Raw genomic sequence first — 17,393 nt, 5'->3', positions numbered from 1 at the left:
AAATAGACAGGCAAAGACAACCATACATCTCCATATGGTGACGCTTTCGTGGCAAAACCGCCCTGCAACGGCCTAAAAGTTCTAATCAATAGTGCAAAATAAAGAGAATATAATGCAAAAACAGATGTGACATTTTCCGTTAGAATAAAAAGAAAGATTGAACCGGGCTTATCCGGCGTAGTCGCAGGACATAGGGACTGATCTATTTCTATTCGCTAACGATGTTTGAACTACCTCTAAATAGAAAGGTTGCGTCAGATGATGAAACATACCGTATTACCTCCCAAGCAGGGACTCTATGATCCCGCTTTCGAAAAAGACGCTTGCGGCATGGGCTTCGTGGCTCATATCAAGGGGAAAGCTTCCCACGATATCGTAAGCCAAGCGTTGACCATGCTAGCGAATATGGAGCACCGGGGCGGCCAAGGCAGCGAGCCGAATTCGGGGGATGGCGCAGGTATTTTACTGCAAATCCCGCACCGTTTTTTTGCCGCTGAAGCAGCTAAGCTTGGATTTACCCTGCCAGAGGCAGGACAGTATGGCGTTGGCATGCTGTTCCTGCCTCATGACGAAGCCGTTCGGACGAAGCAGGAGGAAGAACTCGTGCGCATCGCCGAAGAGGAAGGACAACACGTCCTCGGCTTCCGTACGGTGCCAACTCGCGACGATATGCTGGGTCAATCGGCCAAAGCAGCTAAACCGTTCGTTCGCCAGATTTTTATCGAGCGTTCCGCAGATCTGAAGGAGGATCTGGACTTTGAGCGCAAGCTGTACGTGATCCGGCGCCGGGCTGAACGCGCGATCCGCTATAGCGGCGCAGAGCAGGGGGATGCTTTTTACGTATCCAGCTTGTCGTGCCGGAAGGTGGTCTACAAAGGGATGTTGACCACGGAGCAGGTCGGACAATTCTATCTGGATTTGCGAGACGAGAGATTGGAGTCGGCCATTGCGATGGTTCACTCGCGCTTCAGTACGAATACGTTCCCAAGCTGGGAGCGGGCGCATCCGTACCGCTTTATGATTCATAATGGCGAGATTAATACGCTGCGCGGCAACGTGAACTGGATGCATGCGCGTCAGTCGATGTTTAAGACCGAGAAGTTTGGCGACGATCTGGAGAAAGTAAAACCGATCATCAATCCGGACGGGTCAGATACGGCGATGTTTGACAACACGTTTGAATTCCTGTACTTGAGCGGACGCTCCCTGCCTCACGTAGCGATGATGATGGTGCCTGAGCCATGGGTCGGCCGGGAGGACATGGACCCGGACAAAAAGGCGTTCTATGAATATCACAGCACAATGATGGAGCCATGGGACGGGCCTGCAGCGATGGGCTTTACCGACGGCGTTCAGATCGGGGCGATTTTGGACCGGAACGGCTTGCGCCCATCGCGTTACTACGTGACGAAGGATGACCTGATCGTCCTCTCCTCGGAGGTCGGCGTACTGGATATCCCGGCGGAGAACGTACTCTATAAGGATCGGCTGCGTCCGGGCCGGATGCTGCTAGTCGACACGCAGGAAGGCCGGATTATTTCCGACGAGGAAGTGAAGTCAGCAATCGCGAAGGAGCATCCGTACCGTGAATGGCTGAACGAACATCTCGTTGAGCTGGAAGATCTGCCGGAAGCGAAGGAGCTGCCGCCGGAGAGCCATGAAGACATTGCACGCCGTCAAATGGCATTTGGTTATACGTATGAAGACCTGCGGAAGGTGCTTGAGCCGATGGCCTTAACCGGTCAGGAAAATATCGCTTCGATGGGGTACGACGCGCCGCTTGCCGTCTTGTCCGAACATCCGCAACGACTGTACAACTACTTCAAGCAAATGTTCGCGCAAGTCACCAACCCGCCGATCGATGCGATCCGCGAGGAACTCGTTACCTCGACCGCTACGACGATTGGTCCGGAGCGCAACCTGCTACAACCAGAGCCGGAGAGCTGCCGTCAGATTCGGTTGGATTCGCCAATTTTGTCCAATGAGGACTTCGCCAAAATCCGCCATCTGCACCGGCCAGGCTTCAAGGCGATCACGATTCCGATCCTGTTCCCGGCTGCCGAAGGAGCAGAGGGGCTGCGTAAGGCGTTGGATACGTTATGCGAAGCAGCAGATCGGGTCATCGCCAAAGGCCACAATATTCTGATCTTGTCCGACCGCGGGATGGATGCGGAGAACGCAGCGATACCGGCGCTGTTGGCAGTGTCCTGCTTGCATCACCATTTGATTCGCGAAGAGACGCGGACCAAGGTCAGCCTGCTGTTGGAGTCGGGCGAGCCGCGTGAGGTACACCATTTTGCGTTGCTGCTCGGGTACGGCGTCAGCGCAGTGAATCCGTATCTTGCGTTCGAATCGCTGAAGGATATGATTGCCCAAGGCATGCTGCAAGGCATTTCGCATGAAAAAGCGGTGTACAACTTCATCAAAGCAGCGACCAAAGGGGTCGTCAAAACCTTGTCCAAAATGGGCATCTCGACGATTCAATCGTACCGCGGGGCGCAAATTTTCGAAGCGGTTGGCCTGGAGCCTTCCTTCGTCGATCGTTACTTTACGTGGACGCCGTCGCGGATTGGGGGCATCGGCCTGAAAGAAGTGGCTGCCGAGACGCTCGCCCATCATTTCCGGGCCTTTACTGACAAGGACGGCAACGATAAAGTGCTGGATTCCATCGGAGAATACCAGTGGCGCAGCGGCGGGGAAGAGCATCTGTTCAACCCGCAGACGGTGCATTTGCTGCAACAGGCGGTCCGTACGGGCGATTATAAGCTGTATAAAAAATTCGCTGAGCTGGTGCAAGGCGAGAACAACAAGCATTTGACGCTGCGTTCCTTGCTGGAACTGAAGCCGGTTGGGCCGAAGGTGCCGCTGGAGGAAGTTGAATCGACGGCTTCGATCATGCGCCGCTTCAAGACCGGGGCAATGTCGTTTGGCTCGATCAGCAAAGAAGCGCATGAGACGATTGCGATCGCTATGAACCGCATCGGCGGCAAGAGCAACACCGGCGAAGGCGGCGAGGATCCGGCGCGTTATGTACCGGACGCGAACGGCGATCTGCGCCGCAGCGCGATCAAGCAGGTAGCGTCGGGACGGTTTGGCGTTACGTCGCATTACCTGGTGAACGCCGATGAAATCCAGATCAAGATGGCGCAAGGGGCGAAACCGGGTGAAGGCGGTCAGCTTCCGGGCCGTAAGGTGTATCCATGGGTAGCGGAAGTGCGCGGCTCCACGCCGGGGGTTGGCTTGATTTCACCGCCGCCGCACCATGATATCTATTCGATCGAGGATTTGGCGGAGCTGATCTACGATTTGAAGAACGCCAATCCGCAGGCGCGTATCAACGTGAAGCTGGTGGCTGAGGCCGGCGTCGGAACGATCGCTGCCGGCGTTGCCAAAGGCCGTGCGGACGTCATTCTGATCAGCGGTTATGACGGAGGCACCGGTGCTTCGCCGCAAAGCTCGATCCGCCATGCGGGTCTGCCGTGGGAGCTGGGGTTGGCTGAAACGCATCAGACCCTAATCTTAAACAACCTGCGCGACCGCGTCGTGCTGGAAACCGACGGCAAGATGCTGAACGGTCGCGACCTTGCTGTCGCCGCACTGCTTGGCGCCGAGGAATTTGGCTTCTCGACTGCCCCTCTGGTAGCGGTTGGCTGTATCATGATGCGCGTCTGCCAGCTGGATACATGCCCTGTGGGGGTTGCCACGCAAAATCCGGAGCTGCGTAAAAACTTCACCGGAGATCCGCAACATGTGGTCAACTTTATGACCTTCGTGGCAGAGGATTTGCGCGAATGGATGTCCGAGCTGGGCTTCCGCACGCTGGAAGAGATGATCGGACGTACCGATTGCCTGGATGCGGTGAAGGCGGTGGATCATTGGAAGAAGAAAGGCGTCGACCTCAATTCTCTGCTGCATATGCCGGAGCTTCCGGAGGGAAGCAGCCGCTATTGTACAAGACAGCAGAACCATGGGCTGGAAGAGACATTGGATATGACGAAGCTGCTGCCGCTGGCACTGCCTGCACTGGAGCGCGGCGAAGCCGTCAGCGCCCGGCTGCCGATCTGCAACGTGAACCGGGCAACCGGGACGATTGTGGGCTACGAAGTTACCCGGCGTTATGGACAGCAGGGATTGCCTGAGGATACGATCACGTTCCATTTTGAAGGTTCTGCGGGTCAAAGCTTTGGGGCGTTTATCCCTAAAGGCATGACGCTCACCGTTGAAGGCGATGCTAACGACTACACCGGCAAAGGGCTGTCCGGCGGTAAGGTCATTGTGAAGCCGTCGCCGCGTGCAACGTTTGTTCCTGAGGAGAACATCATCATCGGCAATACATCGTTCTATGGTGCAACCAGCGGGGAGGCTTACATCCGCGGGATTGCCGGAGAACGGTTCGCGGTGCGGAACTCGGGTGCCAACGTTGTCGTTGAAGGTGTCGGCGACCACGGTTGCGAATATATGACCGGCGGACGTGTCGTTATCTTGGGTGAAACTGGCCGGAACTTTGCAGCTGGGATGTCCGGCGGGATCGCCTACGTGCTTGACGAGAGCGGAGACTTTGCAAGCCGTTGTAACTTAGAAATGGTGCTGCTTGAGTCGGTAGAAGATCCGGCGGAGATCGATCAACTGCGCACGCTAATCAGCCGTCACATTCTGTATACGGATAGTGCGGTTGGGCGCCGCGTGTTGGATCGTTGGAACGAGTATCTGCCGAAATTCGTCCGCGTTATTCCGAAGGACTACAAGCGGATGTTAGAACAAATCCGCAAAGTTGAAAATGAAGGGCTGAAGGGTGAAGCCGCGCTGCTGGCCGCATTTGAAGCAAATGCACGCGAGCTGGCCCGTGCCGGCAACAACTAATAAATTTTAGCGATAGCGATGATAGTATGGACCGCCCCGGTTGTCTGAACAAGACAGCGGGGCGGTCTTGTTCAGTATAGAATAAATCGATTGTGCGAACATATGTTTTTGGTGTAATATGATTTGGAGATAATTAGGAAGTGAACGTGGAAGGGGGAGCGACTTTTTGGCTGAACAATCTGTTGCATCGCAAAGCGGCAAACGAAGGACGAGACCTCTCGGGCATTATCGCGAAATGCTGGAGAAATACGTGTTCACGCAACGCAAGCTGCTAATTAAAATGGCTGCGCTGCTGTTGATCTCGATTGCTCTGCAGCTGATCAATCCGCAAGTCATTCGTTATTTTATCGATACCGCCCAAGGGGAAGGAAGCTTGAAACCGTTATATATCGCGGCGGGACTCTTCATCGGTTTCTCTCTGGTTCAGCAGCTCGTATCGGTGTGTGCGTCTTACTTCAGTGAGAACCTGGGCTGGACCACGACGAACAAGCTGCGGGCAGACCTCGTCAGACATTGTCTATCGCTGGATATGTCGTTCCATAAATCGAACACCTCCGGCTCATTGATTGAACGGGTGGATGGGGACGTCAATGCGCTGGCCAACTTCTTCTCCAGCTTCCTGATCCATATGATCGGTAATTTACTGCTGATGACGGGCATCCTGTTGCTGTTGTTCCGTGAAAGCATCTGGATTGGTGCGGCCATGAGCTTGTTTGTCGTTGGCGCTATCTTCATGATTCGGATAATTCGCGAATTTATGGTTCCGGTGTGGACCAAATGGCGCGCCCAAAATGCCGAGCTTTACGGCTTTATCGGCGAACAATTGGAAGGTACCGAGGATACCCGGGCGAATGGAGCTGCCGGTTACGTGCTGGAGCGCTTCTATGCGATGGCACGGCGGATGTTGCCGGTACGCGTTCGCGCATCAGTGGGCTTCGGCATGATGTGGGGGACAACGATTCTCGTATTCGCCCTGGGTAATGCCGCTGCTTTTCTGGTTTGCGCCTGGTTATGGAGACGAGGGGAGCTGACGATCGGTTCGATTTACCTCGTGTTTTATTACACGGAACTGTTGGCTCAGCCAATCGAGAAGATCCGTACTCAGTTGGATGATCTGCAAAAAGCCGACGCCAGCCTGATCCGTGTCCGGGACCTGCTGAATACGAAATCACGGATTACTGACGGTCCAGGTGCACCGTTGCCGAAGGGGCCATTATCCGTAAAAATCGACCGGCTGACGTTCTCGTACGAGGAAGAGGGGGAGCCGACACTGCAGAACATAGATCTGATGCTGAAGCCGGGGGAAACGCTGGGCTTGCTGGGCCGCACCGGCAGCGGCAAATCGACATTGGCACGGCTTTTGCTGCGCTTCTACGATCCACAGCAAGGCAAGATCGAGCTGTCAGGCATCGATATCCGTGAGTGCAAGCTGCACGAGCTGCGGAGCAAGGTGGCGATGGTGACGCAAAATATCGAGATTATGGAAGGCACCGTCCGCGATAACTTGGCTTTGTTTGATGAAAGCATCCGAGATGAGGACATCATCGCCGTGTTAAATGAGCTGGGATTGCAGGAATGGTACGCGGCCTTGCCGGATGGGCTGGATACGGTGCTCTCCTCCGGAGGGGGCAGCCTGTCGGCAGGTGAAGCGCAGCTGCTGGCATTTGCCCGGGTATTCCTGACGAATCCAGGGTTGGTGATTCTGGACGAAGCCAGCTCGCGCCTCGACCCGCTGACCGAACAACGAATCGAGACCGCGATCAACCGGCTGTTGGAGTCGCGGACGTGCATGATGATCGCGCACCGTTTATCGACGGTACAACGCGCCGATCATATCCTTATTCTGGAGAACGGACGAATCGTAGAATATGGACCACGCAAAGAGCTGGCGGCTGATCCAAGCTCTCGATTCAGCCGAATGTTGTCCGTTGGTCTGGAGGAGGTGTTGGCATGAGTACGCGGCATTTTTTCTGGAGATTGCTGCTGAATCGACCGGCGATTTATATCGCGAACCTGCTCTCTTGGACGATCATCCATATGATTCCGCTGCTTCCGGGACTGATTACGAAGGCGTTCTTTGATAACCTAGAAGGCAACGTCAACCTCCCGTTTGGAGTGGAGGGTCTAACGGCGTTGCTGATCGGTGTGGCGCTGGCGCGCATCGCGATGATCGCTGTGGGCTGCTTTACGGACGGCAGCTACCGATTCCGGATCAGCATGCTGCTGCGGCGGAATATGCTGGCCCATGTGCTCCGGGAGCCCGGCGCCAAAGCAATTCCTTGCGCCCCGGGGGAAGCGATCAGCAACTTCCGGGATGACGTGGATCAAGCGGAAGAAGCGATGAGCTGGTCGGTGGATATGTTTGGCCTGATGGGCTTTGTGATCATCTCCAGTTATATTTTGATTTCGATCGATGCGCAGCTGACGTTCTTCGTCTTCGTCCCGCTCATTCTGGTTGTGACCGCGGCGCAAATTGCGACAGCGCGCATTCAGAAGTACCGGGCTGCCAGCCGCACTGCCACGGCGAATGTGACCAGCTCTATCAGCGAGATGTTCGCCAACGTGCAGGCGATTCAAGTCGCTGGAGCGGAAGAGCGGATCGTCCGGCGGTTCGAACGGCTGAGCGATGAGCGGCGGAAGATGATGGTCAAGGACAAGCTGATTACTGAATCGCTGTCCTCTGTGTTTACGAACTCCGTTAACCTCGGCACCGGACTGATTCTGGTGTTGGCCGGCTACAAGATGCGGAGCGGTTCGTTTTCCGTCGGTGACTTGTCACTGTTCATTTATTACTTAACCTTTGTCACGCAGTTGATTTCGAACGTTGGGAACTTTATGACGTTTTATAAGCAGATGGCGATCAGCTTCTCCCGCTTGAAGCACATGCTTCAAGGCGCCCCCGCCAAGTTGTTGACGGCTCCCGCATACATCGGGATCGGCAAGCGGAGAGCGTCCGATGCTGACCACGGGATGAAGAGCGCGGCAACGGCGTTAAGCGGCTCGAGGTTGGAGCCGTCTCTGTCGGAACTCGCATTAGTGCAGGGGGAACCACATCGGATGGCTGCCCATCTGCCGGTGGAGCCGCTGCAGCTGCTGGAGGCAAGGGGACTGACGTATCGCTATCCCGAGACCGGCCGGGGCATCGAGAACATCAGCCTGCGGCTGCCGCGCGGCTCGTTTACGGTCGTGACCGGCATGATCGGCTCCGGCAAAACGACGCTGCTGCGGGCATTGCTCGGCCTCCTGCCGGCGGAAGCCGGGGAGATCCGCTGGAACGGCCGCCTTGTCCGTACGCCGGCTGACTTTTTTGTTCCGCCGCAAAGTGCGTATACGGCGCAAATCCCGCGCCTGTACAGCGACAAGCTGCGGAACAACATCTTGCTCGGGCTGCCAGAGGACGAGAGCAGCCTGACGCAAGCGCTGCACGTCGCCGTGCTGGAAGACGACGTGGCGCAGCTCGCCCACGGCCTCGACACGATGGTCGGACCGCGCGGGGTCAAGCTCTCCGGCGGCCAGGTCCAGCGGACCGCGGCCGCCCGGATGCTCGTGCGCGAGGCACAGCTGTACGTGTTCGACGACTTGTCGAGCGCACTCGACGTCGAGACCGAACGGAAGCTGTGGGAGCGGTTGTTCCAATCCCGAGGCGAGGCCACCTGCCTCGTGGTGTCCCACCGCAAGGCCGCGCTCTCGCACGCGGACCATATCATCGTGCTGAAGGACGGCACGATTGAAGCCGAAGGCACGGCGGAGCAGTTGCTCGCCACCAGCGCCAGCTTCCGCCAGCTTTGGTACGGCGAGGAGCCGCAGACAGACGGTGCATGAGACGTCCGAATCTAGCTCCAGGCGCTCATTGGTGGTCTGAAGGGCAGCTAGTGGTTATGATGACCCGGGTCAATCCCGGGTCATTTTCGAGTTGATCGCCCGGGTTAATCGTCCGGATGTTTCGCTGGGGCGATGGACCTATGTCAGCTTGCTATCAGTCCCTCATCACTGCCCGGAGCTTTAGCTGACGGAAACCTTATGGTAGAATAGGGGAAATTATCCTGATTGAACGGGATACAGTTCGCAAAGAGAGTGGGGAGTATCCTATGGAGTTGACGCAGGAACCCGTCGTACGCATGCGGGACGTCACCAAGCGCATCGGCAGTAAGACGCTGATCGATCGATTAACGCTGGACATCCCGAGAGGACAAGTGTACGGCTTCCTGGGGCCTAACGGAGCCGGGAAGACGACGACGATCCGGATGATGGTTGGCCTGATGTCGATATCGGAAGGCGATATTCTGATCGAGGGAGCCAGCATCAAGGAGCGTTTCGAAGAGGCGATTTCGCATGTCGGCGCCATCGTGGAGAACCCGGAGATGTACAAGTTCCTGACCGGGTACCAGAATTTGCTGCATTATGCTCGCATGTCTCCAGGAGTCACGAAAGAACGGATCTGGGAGGCGGTCGAGCGGGTTGGCATGCAGAACCGTATCCATGACAAGGTTAAGACGTATTCGCTGGGCATGCGCCAGCGGCTGGGCGTAGCGCAGGCCATCCTGCATCGGCCGAAGCTGCTGGTGCTGGACGAGCCTACCAACGGGCTCGACCCGCAAGGCATCCGCGAGCTCCGCGATTATCTGCGGGCGCTGGCGCGGGAGGAAGGAACGACCGTGTTTGTCTCCAGCCATTTGCTGTCGGAAATGGAGCTGATGTGCGACACGGTCGCGGTCATTCAGCAGGGACGACTGGTGGATGTCAAGTCCCTGCACCCGGAAGCTGCCGAAGGCCGGGCACTGGAAACGGCCTTCGACGTAAGCGATCCGCAGCGCGCAGCGGCGCTGATCGAAGGCGGACACCTCGAAGGCGGCCGACTAATCGTATCTGCCGACCGGAAAGCAGTGGCGGAGATCAACGCGAAGCTGGTCATGGCGGGCATTGACGTGTACGCCATCCAGGCGGTGACGCGTTCGCTGGAGGATCAATTCTTGGAGCTGACGGGAGGGAAGGACATTGAATAATTTTCTCGCGCTGGTCCAAAACGAAAATATGAAAATTTATCGGCGGGTTCGCACCTGGATCATGTTCGGGCTGCTTGTCTTGCTGACGATCCTGTTTGGGGTGCTGTTCTCGCTGGACGGCGGAAGCCAGCGGATGAGCGCCTGGGATGCGTTGGACCAACTGAGCTTCCTGTATTATCTCGTCAGCATCTATGCGGCTGTGATTGCCGCTGATATCGTAGCCGGCGAGTTCACCTGGGGAACGATCAAGCTGCTGCTGATCCGACCATGGACGCGGACGAAAGTGCTGCTGTCCAAGCTGCTGGCTGTGCTGTTATTTACGTTGGCGATGAGCGCGGTATTTTTCGTCATCGCGCTGGCTGTTTCGTTCCTGATCTTTTCGAATGAGCCGTCGCAATATCTGGGGGACAGCCCCTTAAGCCGGATTCTGGAAAGCCTGCTGTACAGCTATGTTGATCTGCTGGTCATTGCAGCATTTTCGTTTATGCTGTCGACGGTTTTTCGCTCCAGCGGTATCGCGATCGGGCTGTCGATCTTCATCTTGTTTGCAGGCAACATCTTTACGTTGTTGTTCCATCCGTCGCGTTATGCTTGGGCCAAATACTTGCTGTTTACCAATATGGACTTAGGTCAATATCGCGGGGGGCAGGTCGGGCCGGCCGGAATGACGCTGGGCTTCTCTATTACGGTGCTGGCAGTTTACGTCCTGCTGTTCCTGGCGGTGGCTTGGCTTGTATTTAAAAAACGCGACGTAGCGGCGTAAGTTGCGCAAGCTGTATGAGCATCATAAGTAGCACATAAAAGAAGCTCCTGCCTTTCTCATCGGCGGGAGCTTCTTTATCTATCACGGATTCACTTTTAACCTGCTTCAGGGCGTGCTTTCTTGACCTTGCCTTTGCCGCTAGAGGCCGTTGGGGCAGCAGCGGCGGCCACCCGTTCCATTTTGCTCGAACCGTTCAGCAGCCCGCCTTCGACGATGATCAGCTTGGCCACATCCACGTTGCCGTCGATTTGACCGCTGGCCGTAATCGTGAGTTTCCCGGTGGTGGTGATATCACCGACCACTTTGCCAGCGACGATGACATCGGCGCCTTTAATATTGGAGATAGCCTCGCCGGTTTCGCCAATGATGACCTGTCCCTTGCAATCAATTTCTCCGTGAATTTGACCCTCCACACGCAGATTGGACTTGCACTCCAGCTTGCCTTCCACCAAGCTGCCCTGACCGATCAGGGTATCGGTCAGACGAGGGGCTTTCTTGTCTTTGAACATAGCGCTTCATCAACTTCCTTTCCACATGCGGATTACTTCAAATAAGGCATCGGGTCAACGGCTTTGCCGCCCTTGACGATCTCAAAATGCAGATGGGGTCCGGTACTGCGTCCGGTGCTGCCCAAGTTGCCGATGCTGGCCCCCTTCTTCACCTCATCCCCTACGGAAACATCAATGTCGCTGAGATGCATGTACCAGGTTTGCAGGCCGCCCGGGTGCTCAATCACAATGTATTTGCCGTGGGACCCGTCCCGGTCGGCAGTGATGACCTTGCCGGCCGCAGCGGCATACACAGGGTCTCCGACTTTACCGGCAATGTCGATGCCCGCATGAAATGCGGCTCGGCCGGTAAAGGGATCGGTACGGTACCCGAAATTCGAGGTTAGCCGAGTGGACAGCGTGGGCCATTCCGACGGTGTGCCCGAGAGGGAGTATTGGGTCTGCTTCGCTTTTTTCAAGGTGAGCGGAACGTGCTTCTCCATCTCGTCCAGCATTTCGTTCATCGCGGCAAATTCGTCTCGCGTACTCGCTGCGAGTCTCTCAATCTCATTGTCATGCACAGCGATGAACTCACCGCCAACCCCGCTGTCCCCTAGAGCGTCCAGCGTCTCGTCCCAGGACAACGAAGACAGCTTGCCAAGATTCTTCGCATCCCCATCTCCGTATTTATCAATAAATTTCTGCAGCTCGGCTTCAAGCTCGGCTACCCGCTCCATCCGTTCCATCATTTCCTTGGACTGGCTTGATAAGGAGATCACTTCGTTCTGCAAGCGCTGAATCGCTTCATCCTTGTTGGTCACCACCGCTTCAAAGGCCAGGGTTTGCTGCTCAAGCTGATGTTCCAGGCGAGAAACGGTCTGTTCCGAGCGAACTTGCAGGCTGACGATCAGCCCGGAAATGGACAGCAGCGCCAGCAAAGGCACGGCAACGACAAGCGGCTTGGAGACTTGCATCTGTTTGACGGGCCGATTGGCATCCCGAAGGACAAGCAGCGTCATCCGGTTGGGATTCGGTACGCTTACGCTCCTCATGGCATCCCCTCCCTACGCTTCGTTGGTTCTATAACTTATCTATTCCTATGATTCTTAAAACATGTCAAAAAAACGGGTCCTGTCTAATATAAATACGGCGGAATCCGTTAAATTTCGAAACCTAACATGAATAAACCGTAGGCCGGATGGTTAATGATGATGGCAGGGGAGGGTGGAAGGCATGCTCTGGCTGATTGGCATTTTACTTCTTTTTATCGTACACGTTGCATTGATCCTGCTGCTGGAATTCCGCAATCCCGCCAAAGCGGTTGCCTGGATGTTTATCTTGTTTTTGTGCCCACCCTTAGGTCCCGTCCTCTACTATTTCATGGCCCGGGACTATCGGAAGCGCAAAAAACTGCTGCACCGGGGTCCCGTCCCATTCCTTAGCTTACGGATGCTGCTGCGCAATCACTTGGCAAGTCCGGTCCGCTTGCAGGAGATGAGCAACCCGGATATGCATCATCAGGAGCGGCTGTATCAGCTGCTGACGCACCATGCGGCCAATCCGATCACTGGCCGAAATCAAACGCAAGTGTATTCCTCCGGGGAAAAAGCGTTTGGGGCAATGCTGGAGCGGATGGAACAAGCACGAGATCATATTCATCTGGAATTTTATATTTTCCGCAGCGACATGATTGGCTCGGCCTTTGCCGAAGTGATGATCCGGAAAGCCCGGGAAGGGGTCAAGGTCCGGATGATCTGCGATGGTCTGGGAAGCTTTAAGCTGGAGCATGCATTTATTGAGCGGCTTCGGGCAGCCGGGGTGGAGGTCTTCTTCTTTCTGCCGGCCCGAGTGGCTATGCTGAACCGCCGGGTCAATTATCGCAATCATCGGAAAATTCTTGTGGTGGATGGGAAGTTCGGATTCGTAGGCGGATTAAATGTGGGCGACGACTATCTCGGTCTTTATGAAAAAATGGGGTACTGGCGCGACACGCATCTGCAGCTGAATGGAGATTCGGTTTATTATTTGCAGCTCACCTTCCTGGAGGATTGGCTGCTGGCATCGGGGCAGGATCTTGGAGACCTCGCTCTGTTTCCGCCCCATGAAGGGTCTGGTCAGGAGCAGGTGCAGATCTTGACCAGCGGACCCAATTTGCTGCGCAACCCGATTCATGAAATGTGCTTTAATTCGATTGCGGTGGCGAAGCGCCGGATCTGGATCGCTTCGCCCTATTTCATTCCCGACCCCAGCGTATATTCCGCCCTGAAAACGGCGGCATTAAGCGGAATCGAAGTGATCATCCTCATGCCTTACCATTCGGACAGTCGCTTGGTGAAGCTGGCTTCCTTGTCTTACGTGGAGGAGCTGCTCGAGGCCGGGGTCAAGTTCTTTCAGTATACGAAGGGCTTTATTCATGCCAAAGTGATGATCATCGACGATCTGCTCGCTTCGGTCGGGACGGCGAACATGGATATGCGCAGCTTTTTTTATAACTTCGAAATGACAGCGTTGTTGTTGGATCCGGGGACCATCGCTCGGCTGGAGAGCGACTTCAAGCAAGATCTGCTCGATTCGAGCCCAGTGGTGTTGGAGGAATTCGCTCAGCGGCCGCAAGGGCAGAAAATGCTGGAACTGCTGGCACGGCTGCTGTCGCCGTTGTTGTAGCGGTTAGCAGCGATTGCGGCGATAGGTTCCATCGTTAGGCCCGGACAGGAGATTTTAAATGCTGCAAAATCAGCTGAAGGGACTGGGGAGGGACGGTCTCAAGCAAATCTCCCCGCTCCTTCAGGCGTTGACCGATATTCAGCAGGTTAAAATCCGCAGGCCTCGGGTTCTGCCGTACCTCATCCCAGGTCAGCGGGGTCGATACGCTGGCGGCTTCCCGGGCGCGCGGGGTATAGGGAGCTGCCAGCGTTTTGCCGGCGTAATGCTGCAAATAGTCGAAGTAGATTTTGTCGCCGCGGTCTTTTTTGAGCCGTTCAATGGTAAATAGGTGAGGGTGCTTCTCGGTGACGTAGCGGGCGACAAAATGCCCAACCATCCGCAGCTCGTCAAAGGTGATGCCGTATTCGATCGGCACGATGATCTGTACGCCGGTGGCACCTGACGTCTTCGGCACCGATTGCAAGCCCAGAGATGTCAAAATATCTCCAACCAAAGCCGCGGCCTCCATAATCCGCGGTTCGTCCTCCAGTGTGGGGTCGAGGTCGATCATCCATTCGCACGGCAGTTCCTCCCCGACATAATGCAGAGACGGATGAAATTCGATGCAAGCTAGGTTGCCCAGCCACAGCAGCACCGGCAGCCGGTCAAGCACGACATAATTGATGTTCTCATGAACGGCCGTGTGGACGAAGGGCGGGAGCGGTTCGGGGGCATTTTTCTGGTAAAAAAACTTGCCGTGAATGCCGCCGGGATAACGAATCGTCGTCAGCAGACGGTTGCGGCAATATTTCAGCAGGTAAGGCGACAGCTCGGCCAGCTTCTCCAAGTACATTTGCTTGGTGATGCCGGCTTCGGGCCACAATAGCTTGTCCGGGTTAGAGATGGGAATCTCTTCGCCTTCGACGGTAATCGTTCCTTTGATCGTTCGGGGCATAACGGTTCCTCCTTGCTGGAATCGATGAAAGATGTTCGCCTGCTTCGGGTTGTTGATTCTAGGCTTGCCTGAGGGCGAGGAAACTATGAGCGAACGAACGTCCGGAATGGCTCAAGAGAGGCAGGGGCAAACTGGGGAGCAAGCGGCTGTTCGGGTTTGGAGAAGGTAAGAACCAGGATGGGCACATTGGAGCGGGGAGGTGAAGAAGCGGCATGGAATGGAAACCGATCATCCCATTTGAACCGATTCGCAGCGAGTCGATTCCTCAAGGCGAAGAATGGGTGGCCCAGGTCAAATGGGACGGAGTGCGGATGTTAACCTATAATGACGGCCGCGAGGTCAAACTGATCAACCGCAAGGGCAATGATCGAAGTATGCAGTATCCGGAGTTTCTGGATACGCGGGAATTCTGCCGGGCGCATTCGGTTATTCTTGACGGTGAGATGATCGCCCTCTCCGGCGGCAAGCCATCGTTTCATGAGATCATGCGGCGGGACAGCTTGCGGCGAGAGCAGGAGATTCGCTTTGCAGCTCAGCGGATTCCGGCGATCTATATGATCTTCGACATCTTGCATTATGACGGCAAGTGGATAAATGGAGAGCCGTTAACGCATCGCCAACAGCTGTTGCAGGAGCTGGTCATCCCTTCTGAGCGGGTGCAGATCGTCCCCAATGTGGCGGACGGGGAGCTGCTGTTTGACTTGATGAAGCAACGGGGCTGGGAAGGGATTGTATCCAAGCGGCTCGACAGCACCTATGCGTTTGGAGGCAAGGATGCTCGTTGGGTCAAGAAAAAGCTGGCCCGCGACCTGTATGCCGCCATTGGCGGGGTGACCTACCGGGACGGCGGGGTGAACGCCATCTTGTTGGGCTTGTACGACCCAGAGGGACGCTTCATCTACATCGGCCATGCCGGCAGCGGCAAATGGAGGGCGGCGGACTGGCGTGACCTGACTGAAAACGTAAAGCCGCTCATCATCCCGGACCGTCCGTTTGCCAACGTCCCTGAACGCATGAAAGGGGCCGTCTGGATTCAGCCGGCCCTAACGGTAAAGGTGCAGTTCCTGGAGTGGACGCCCGGCGGCACGATGCGCCACCCGATTATCCAAGGATGGGCGAATGTCCCGCCTGAGGCTTGTCATATGGAGCAAAGCGTGTAGTGACGGCTGGCTGGTTCGAGCAACAAGCGGTGACGATGAGGCCTTAGCTCTATTTTGCCTCCGGATTGGTGGTGGTGCGGCGCTTGGGCTTCGGCTTCACGGCAACGGTTGGCGTTACGGTCTCGTGATCCGCCCCGGCCTTTTTGGTCTTTCCTGCAGCGGAGGCGGCTTCGTCCTCGGCCTTGGCTTTTTTGGCGGCGGTCTTCCGCGTCCGCTTGGCTGGAGCCGCAGCGGCGGGACCCGGATCGGTCGCCACCGGCGGCTTGACTGCCTCGATGCTCGCCTGCAGCGCCGCCATGAGGTCGATGACGTTGGTCTCCGGCTTGGCCGGAGCCAAGCTGATTTCCTCGCCGGCGACTTTTTGCTCAATCATTTGTAGTAACCCTTCGCGGTAGTCGTCGGTGTATTTCTCCGGCTCGAATGGGGTGGACAGCTGTTCGATCAACATTTTGGCCATCGTCAGCTCTTTGTCGTTCACTTGAACGTTCTCCGGCAAGTTAGGCACTTGGGAGATCGGGCGGATCTCGTCTGGATAGAAGATCGTTTCGATCGCTAAACACCCTTCCATCACGCGGATGGCAGCTAAGCTGCTTTTGGAGCGGATGGCGATTTTGGCAATCCCGATTTTCCCCGTATCCCGCATCGCTTCAAGCAGCAGTTGATACGCATTCCCTCCGGCTTGATCCGGCGCCAAGTAATACGTCTTCTGAAAATAAATCGGATCGATTTCCTTCAAATCCACGAAATCGATGATCTTGATCGTTTTTTCGGCGTTGGCGGACAACTGCTCCAATTCTTCTTTTTCAAATAGAACGTACTTGCCCTTCTCGTATTCATAACCGCGCGAAATATCTTCCCAATTCACGTCAACGTCGCACGCCGGACAACGCCGTACATACGAAATCGGGCTGCCGCACACTTTATGGATGTATTTCATGGAGATGTCCTTGTCTTCGGTGGCCGAAAACATTTTGACCGGTACATGGACCAGCCCGAAGCTGATCGCTCCTTTCCAGACGGTATGCATCGTGTAAACCCCTTTCTTTGTGCATCCTTCAAAATCGTCGCAGGCAAATTTGCTATTAATCCGTAGTATGGTTTGAAATCTATTTTCTATTTACGTGAGGGGAGTGAATCTTCGTTCCGGTGTTCTGCGGTTGCGGGGGGTGCAGTGGACCGATATAATGAGGACAGGCCTAGCAAGGATTTGAGGCAGCACGAAATGTTGCTGTAACGGATATTGTGGACGTGGTGATGTGGGCAGGTTGCTGGAGCAGATACCATGACTTTCTAACGGACACCAGAGACGTTATATGCCTGCAGGGAAGGAAATCAGGAATCTAACGGACAGGAAAGACCTTATTTGACGGAAATGATCAACTTTTTCTTCCGAAACGTTGGATTAACGCCTTCTGAGTCCGTTAGCGCGGGAAATGTCCGGGAAATCAGCAAATAAGGTCATCTCGGTCCGTTAGTGGAGCAGGGCTGGGGAGCTTGGGTCGGCGTTGCACGATAAAGCTC

Annotated in this window: 11 protein-coding genes; 7 read left to right on the top strand and 4 right to left on the bottom strand. The window is 55.6% G+C overall.

All coding sequences use genetic code 11. The features are described 5' to 3' along the window. The first annotated feature begins 261 nt into the window (after positions 1–261). From gltB to C812_RS13450, 5 genes are all read left to right on the top strand, one after another. Positions 262–4,860, top strand: coding sequence for a glutamate synthase large subunit (gltB, locus tag C812_RS13470; RefSeq protein ID WP_036625437.1), 4,599 nt, complete (start codon positions 262–264; stop codon positions 4,858–4,860). A 235-nt stretch (positions 4,861–5,095) separates the two neighbouring features. Continuing rightward, positions 5,096–6,814, top strand: a complete 1,719-nt coding sequence (locus C812_RS13465; RefSeq protein WP_036625435.1) for an ABC transporter ATP-binding protein — start codon at positions 5,096–5,098, stop codon at positions 6,812–6,814. Beyond that, positions 6,811–8,682 carry an ABC transporter ATP-binding protein gene (locus C812_RS13460; protein ID WP_016313200.1) on the top strand — a complete coding sequence of 624 codons (1,872 nt, stop codon included), beginning with the start codon at positions 6,811–6,813 and terminating at the stop codon, positions 8,680–8,682. The genes C812_RS13465 and C812_RS13460 overlap by 4 nt, the downstream gene beginning before the upstream one ends. A gap of 266 nt (positions 8,683–8,948) precedes the next feature. Next, positions 8,949–9,863 carry an ABC transporter ATP-binding protein gene (locus tag C812_RS13455; protein ID WP_016313199.1) on the top strand — a complete coding sequence of 305 codons (915 nt, stop codon included), beginning with the start codon at positions 8,949–8,951 and terminating at the stop codon, positions 9,861–9,863. Then, positions 9,856–10,626, top strand: a complete 771-nt coding sequence (locus tag C812_RS13450) for an ABC transporter permease (RefSeq protein ID WP_016313198.1) — start codon at positions 9,856–9,858, stop codon at positions 10,624–10,626. Before C812_RS13455 ends, C812_RS13450 begins: the two co-directional genes overlap by 8 nt. A gap of 95 nt (positions 10,627–10,721) precedes the next feature. Here C812_RS13450 and C812_RS13445 read toward each other — a convergent pair whose 3' ends face one another. Both C812_RS13445 and C812_RS13440 read right to left on the bottom strand, forming a co-directional pair. Beyond that, entirely contained in the window at positions 10,722–11,135 is a 414-nt protein-coding gene (locus C812_RS13445) for a bactofilin family protein (protein WP_016313197.1), read from the bottom strand. A 32-nt stretch (positions 11,136–11,167) separates the two neighbouring features. Then, positions 11,168–12,166 carry a M23 family metallopeptidase gene (locus C812_RS13440; RefSeq protein ID WP_016313196.1) on the bottom strand — a complete coding sequence of 333 codons (999 nt, stop codon included), beginning with the start codon at positions 12,164–12,166 and terminating at the stop codon, positions 11,168–11,170. Positions 12,167–12,347: 181 nt separating this feature from the next. On the opposite strand from C812_RS13440, the gene cls reads away from it, so the two are divergent. Continuing rightward, on the top strand, positions 12,348–13,778 hold the full coding sequence (gene cls, locus C812_RS13435; protein ID WP_016313195.1) for a cardiolipin synthase: 1,431 nt from the start codon (positions 12,348–12,350) through the stop codon (positions 13,776–13,778). 34 nt (positions 13,779–13,812) lie between these two features. Here the strand turns inward: cls and ligD are convergent, their stop codons facing one another. Beyond that, entirely contained in the window at positions 13,813–14,712 is a 900-nt protein-coding gene (gene ligD / locus C812_RS13430) for a non-homologous end-joining DNA ligase (protein ID WP_016313194.1), read from the bottom strand. A gap of 212 nt (positions 14,713–14,924) precedes the next feature. Here ligD and C812_RS13425 point away from each other — a divergent pair, with 212 nt between their 5' ends. Beyond that, complete coding sequence (locus tag C812_RS13425) at positions 14,925–15,872, top strand: ATP-dependent DNA ligase (RefSeq protein WP_016313193.1); 948 nt, start codon at positions 14,925–14,927, stop codon at positions 15,870–15,872. A 49-nt stretch (positions 15,873–15,921) separates the two neighbouring features. Here the strand turns inward: C812_RS13425 and ku are convergent, their stop codons facing one another. Continuing rightward, positions 15,922–16,899 carry a non-homologous end joining protein Ku gene (ku, locus tag C812_RS13420; RefSeq protein WP_016313192.1) on the bottom strand — a complete coding sequence of 326 codons (978 nt, stop codon included), beginning with the start codon at positions 16,897–16,899 and terminating at the stop codon, positions 15,922–15,924. Positions 16,900–17,393 lie beyond the last annotated feature (494 nt).

The sequence above is a fragment of the Paenibacillus barengoltzii G22 genome, assembly GCF_000403375.2.
GTDB classification, from domain to species: domain Bacteria; phylum Bacillota; class Bacilli; order Paenibacillales; family Paenibacillaceae; genus Fontibacillus; species Fontibacillus barengoltzii.
Note: the sequence above shows the minus strand (reverse complement) of the source record. Positions and strands in the feature narration are given on the sequence as shown.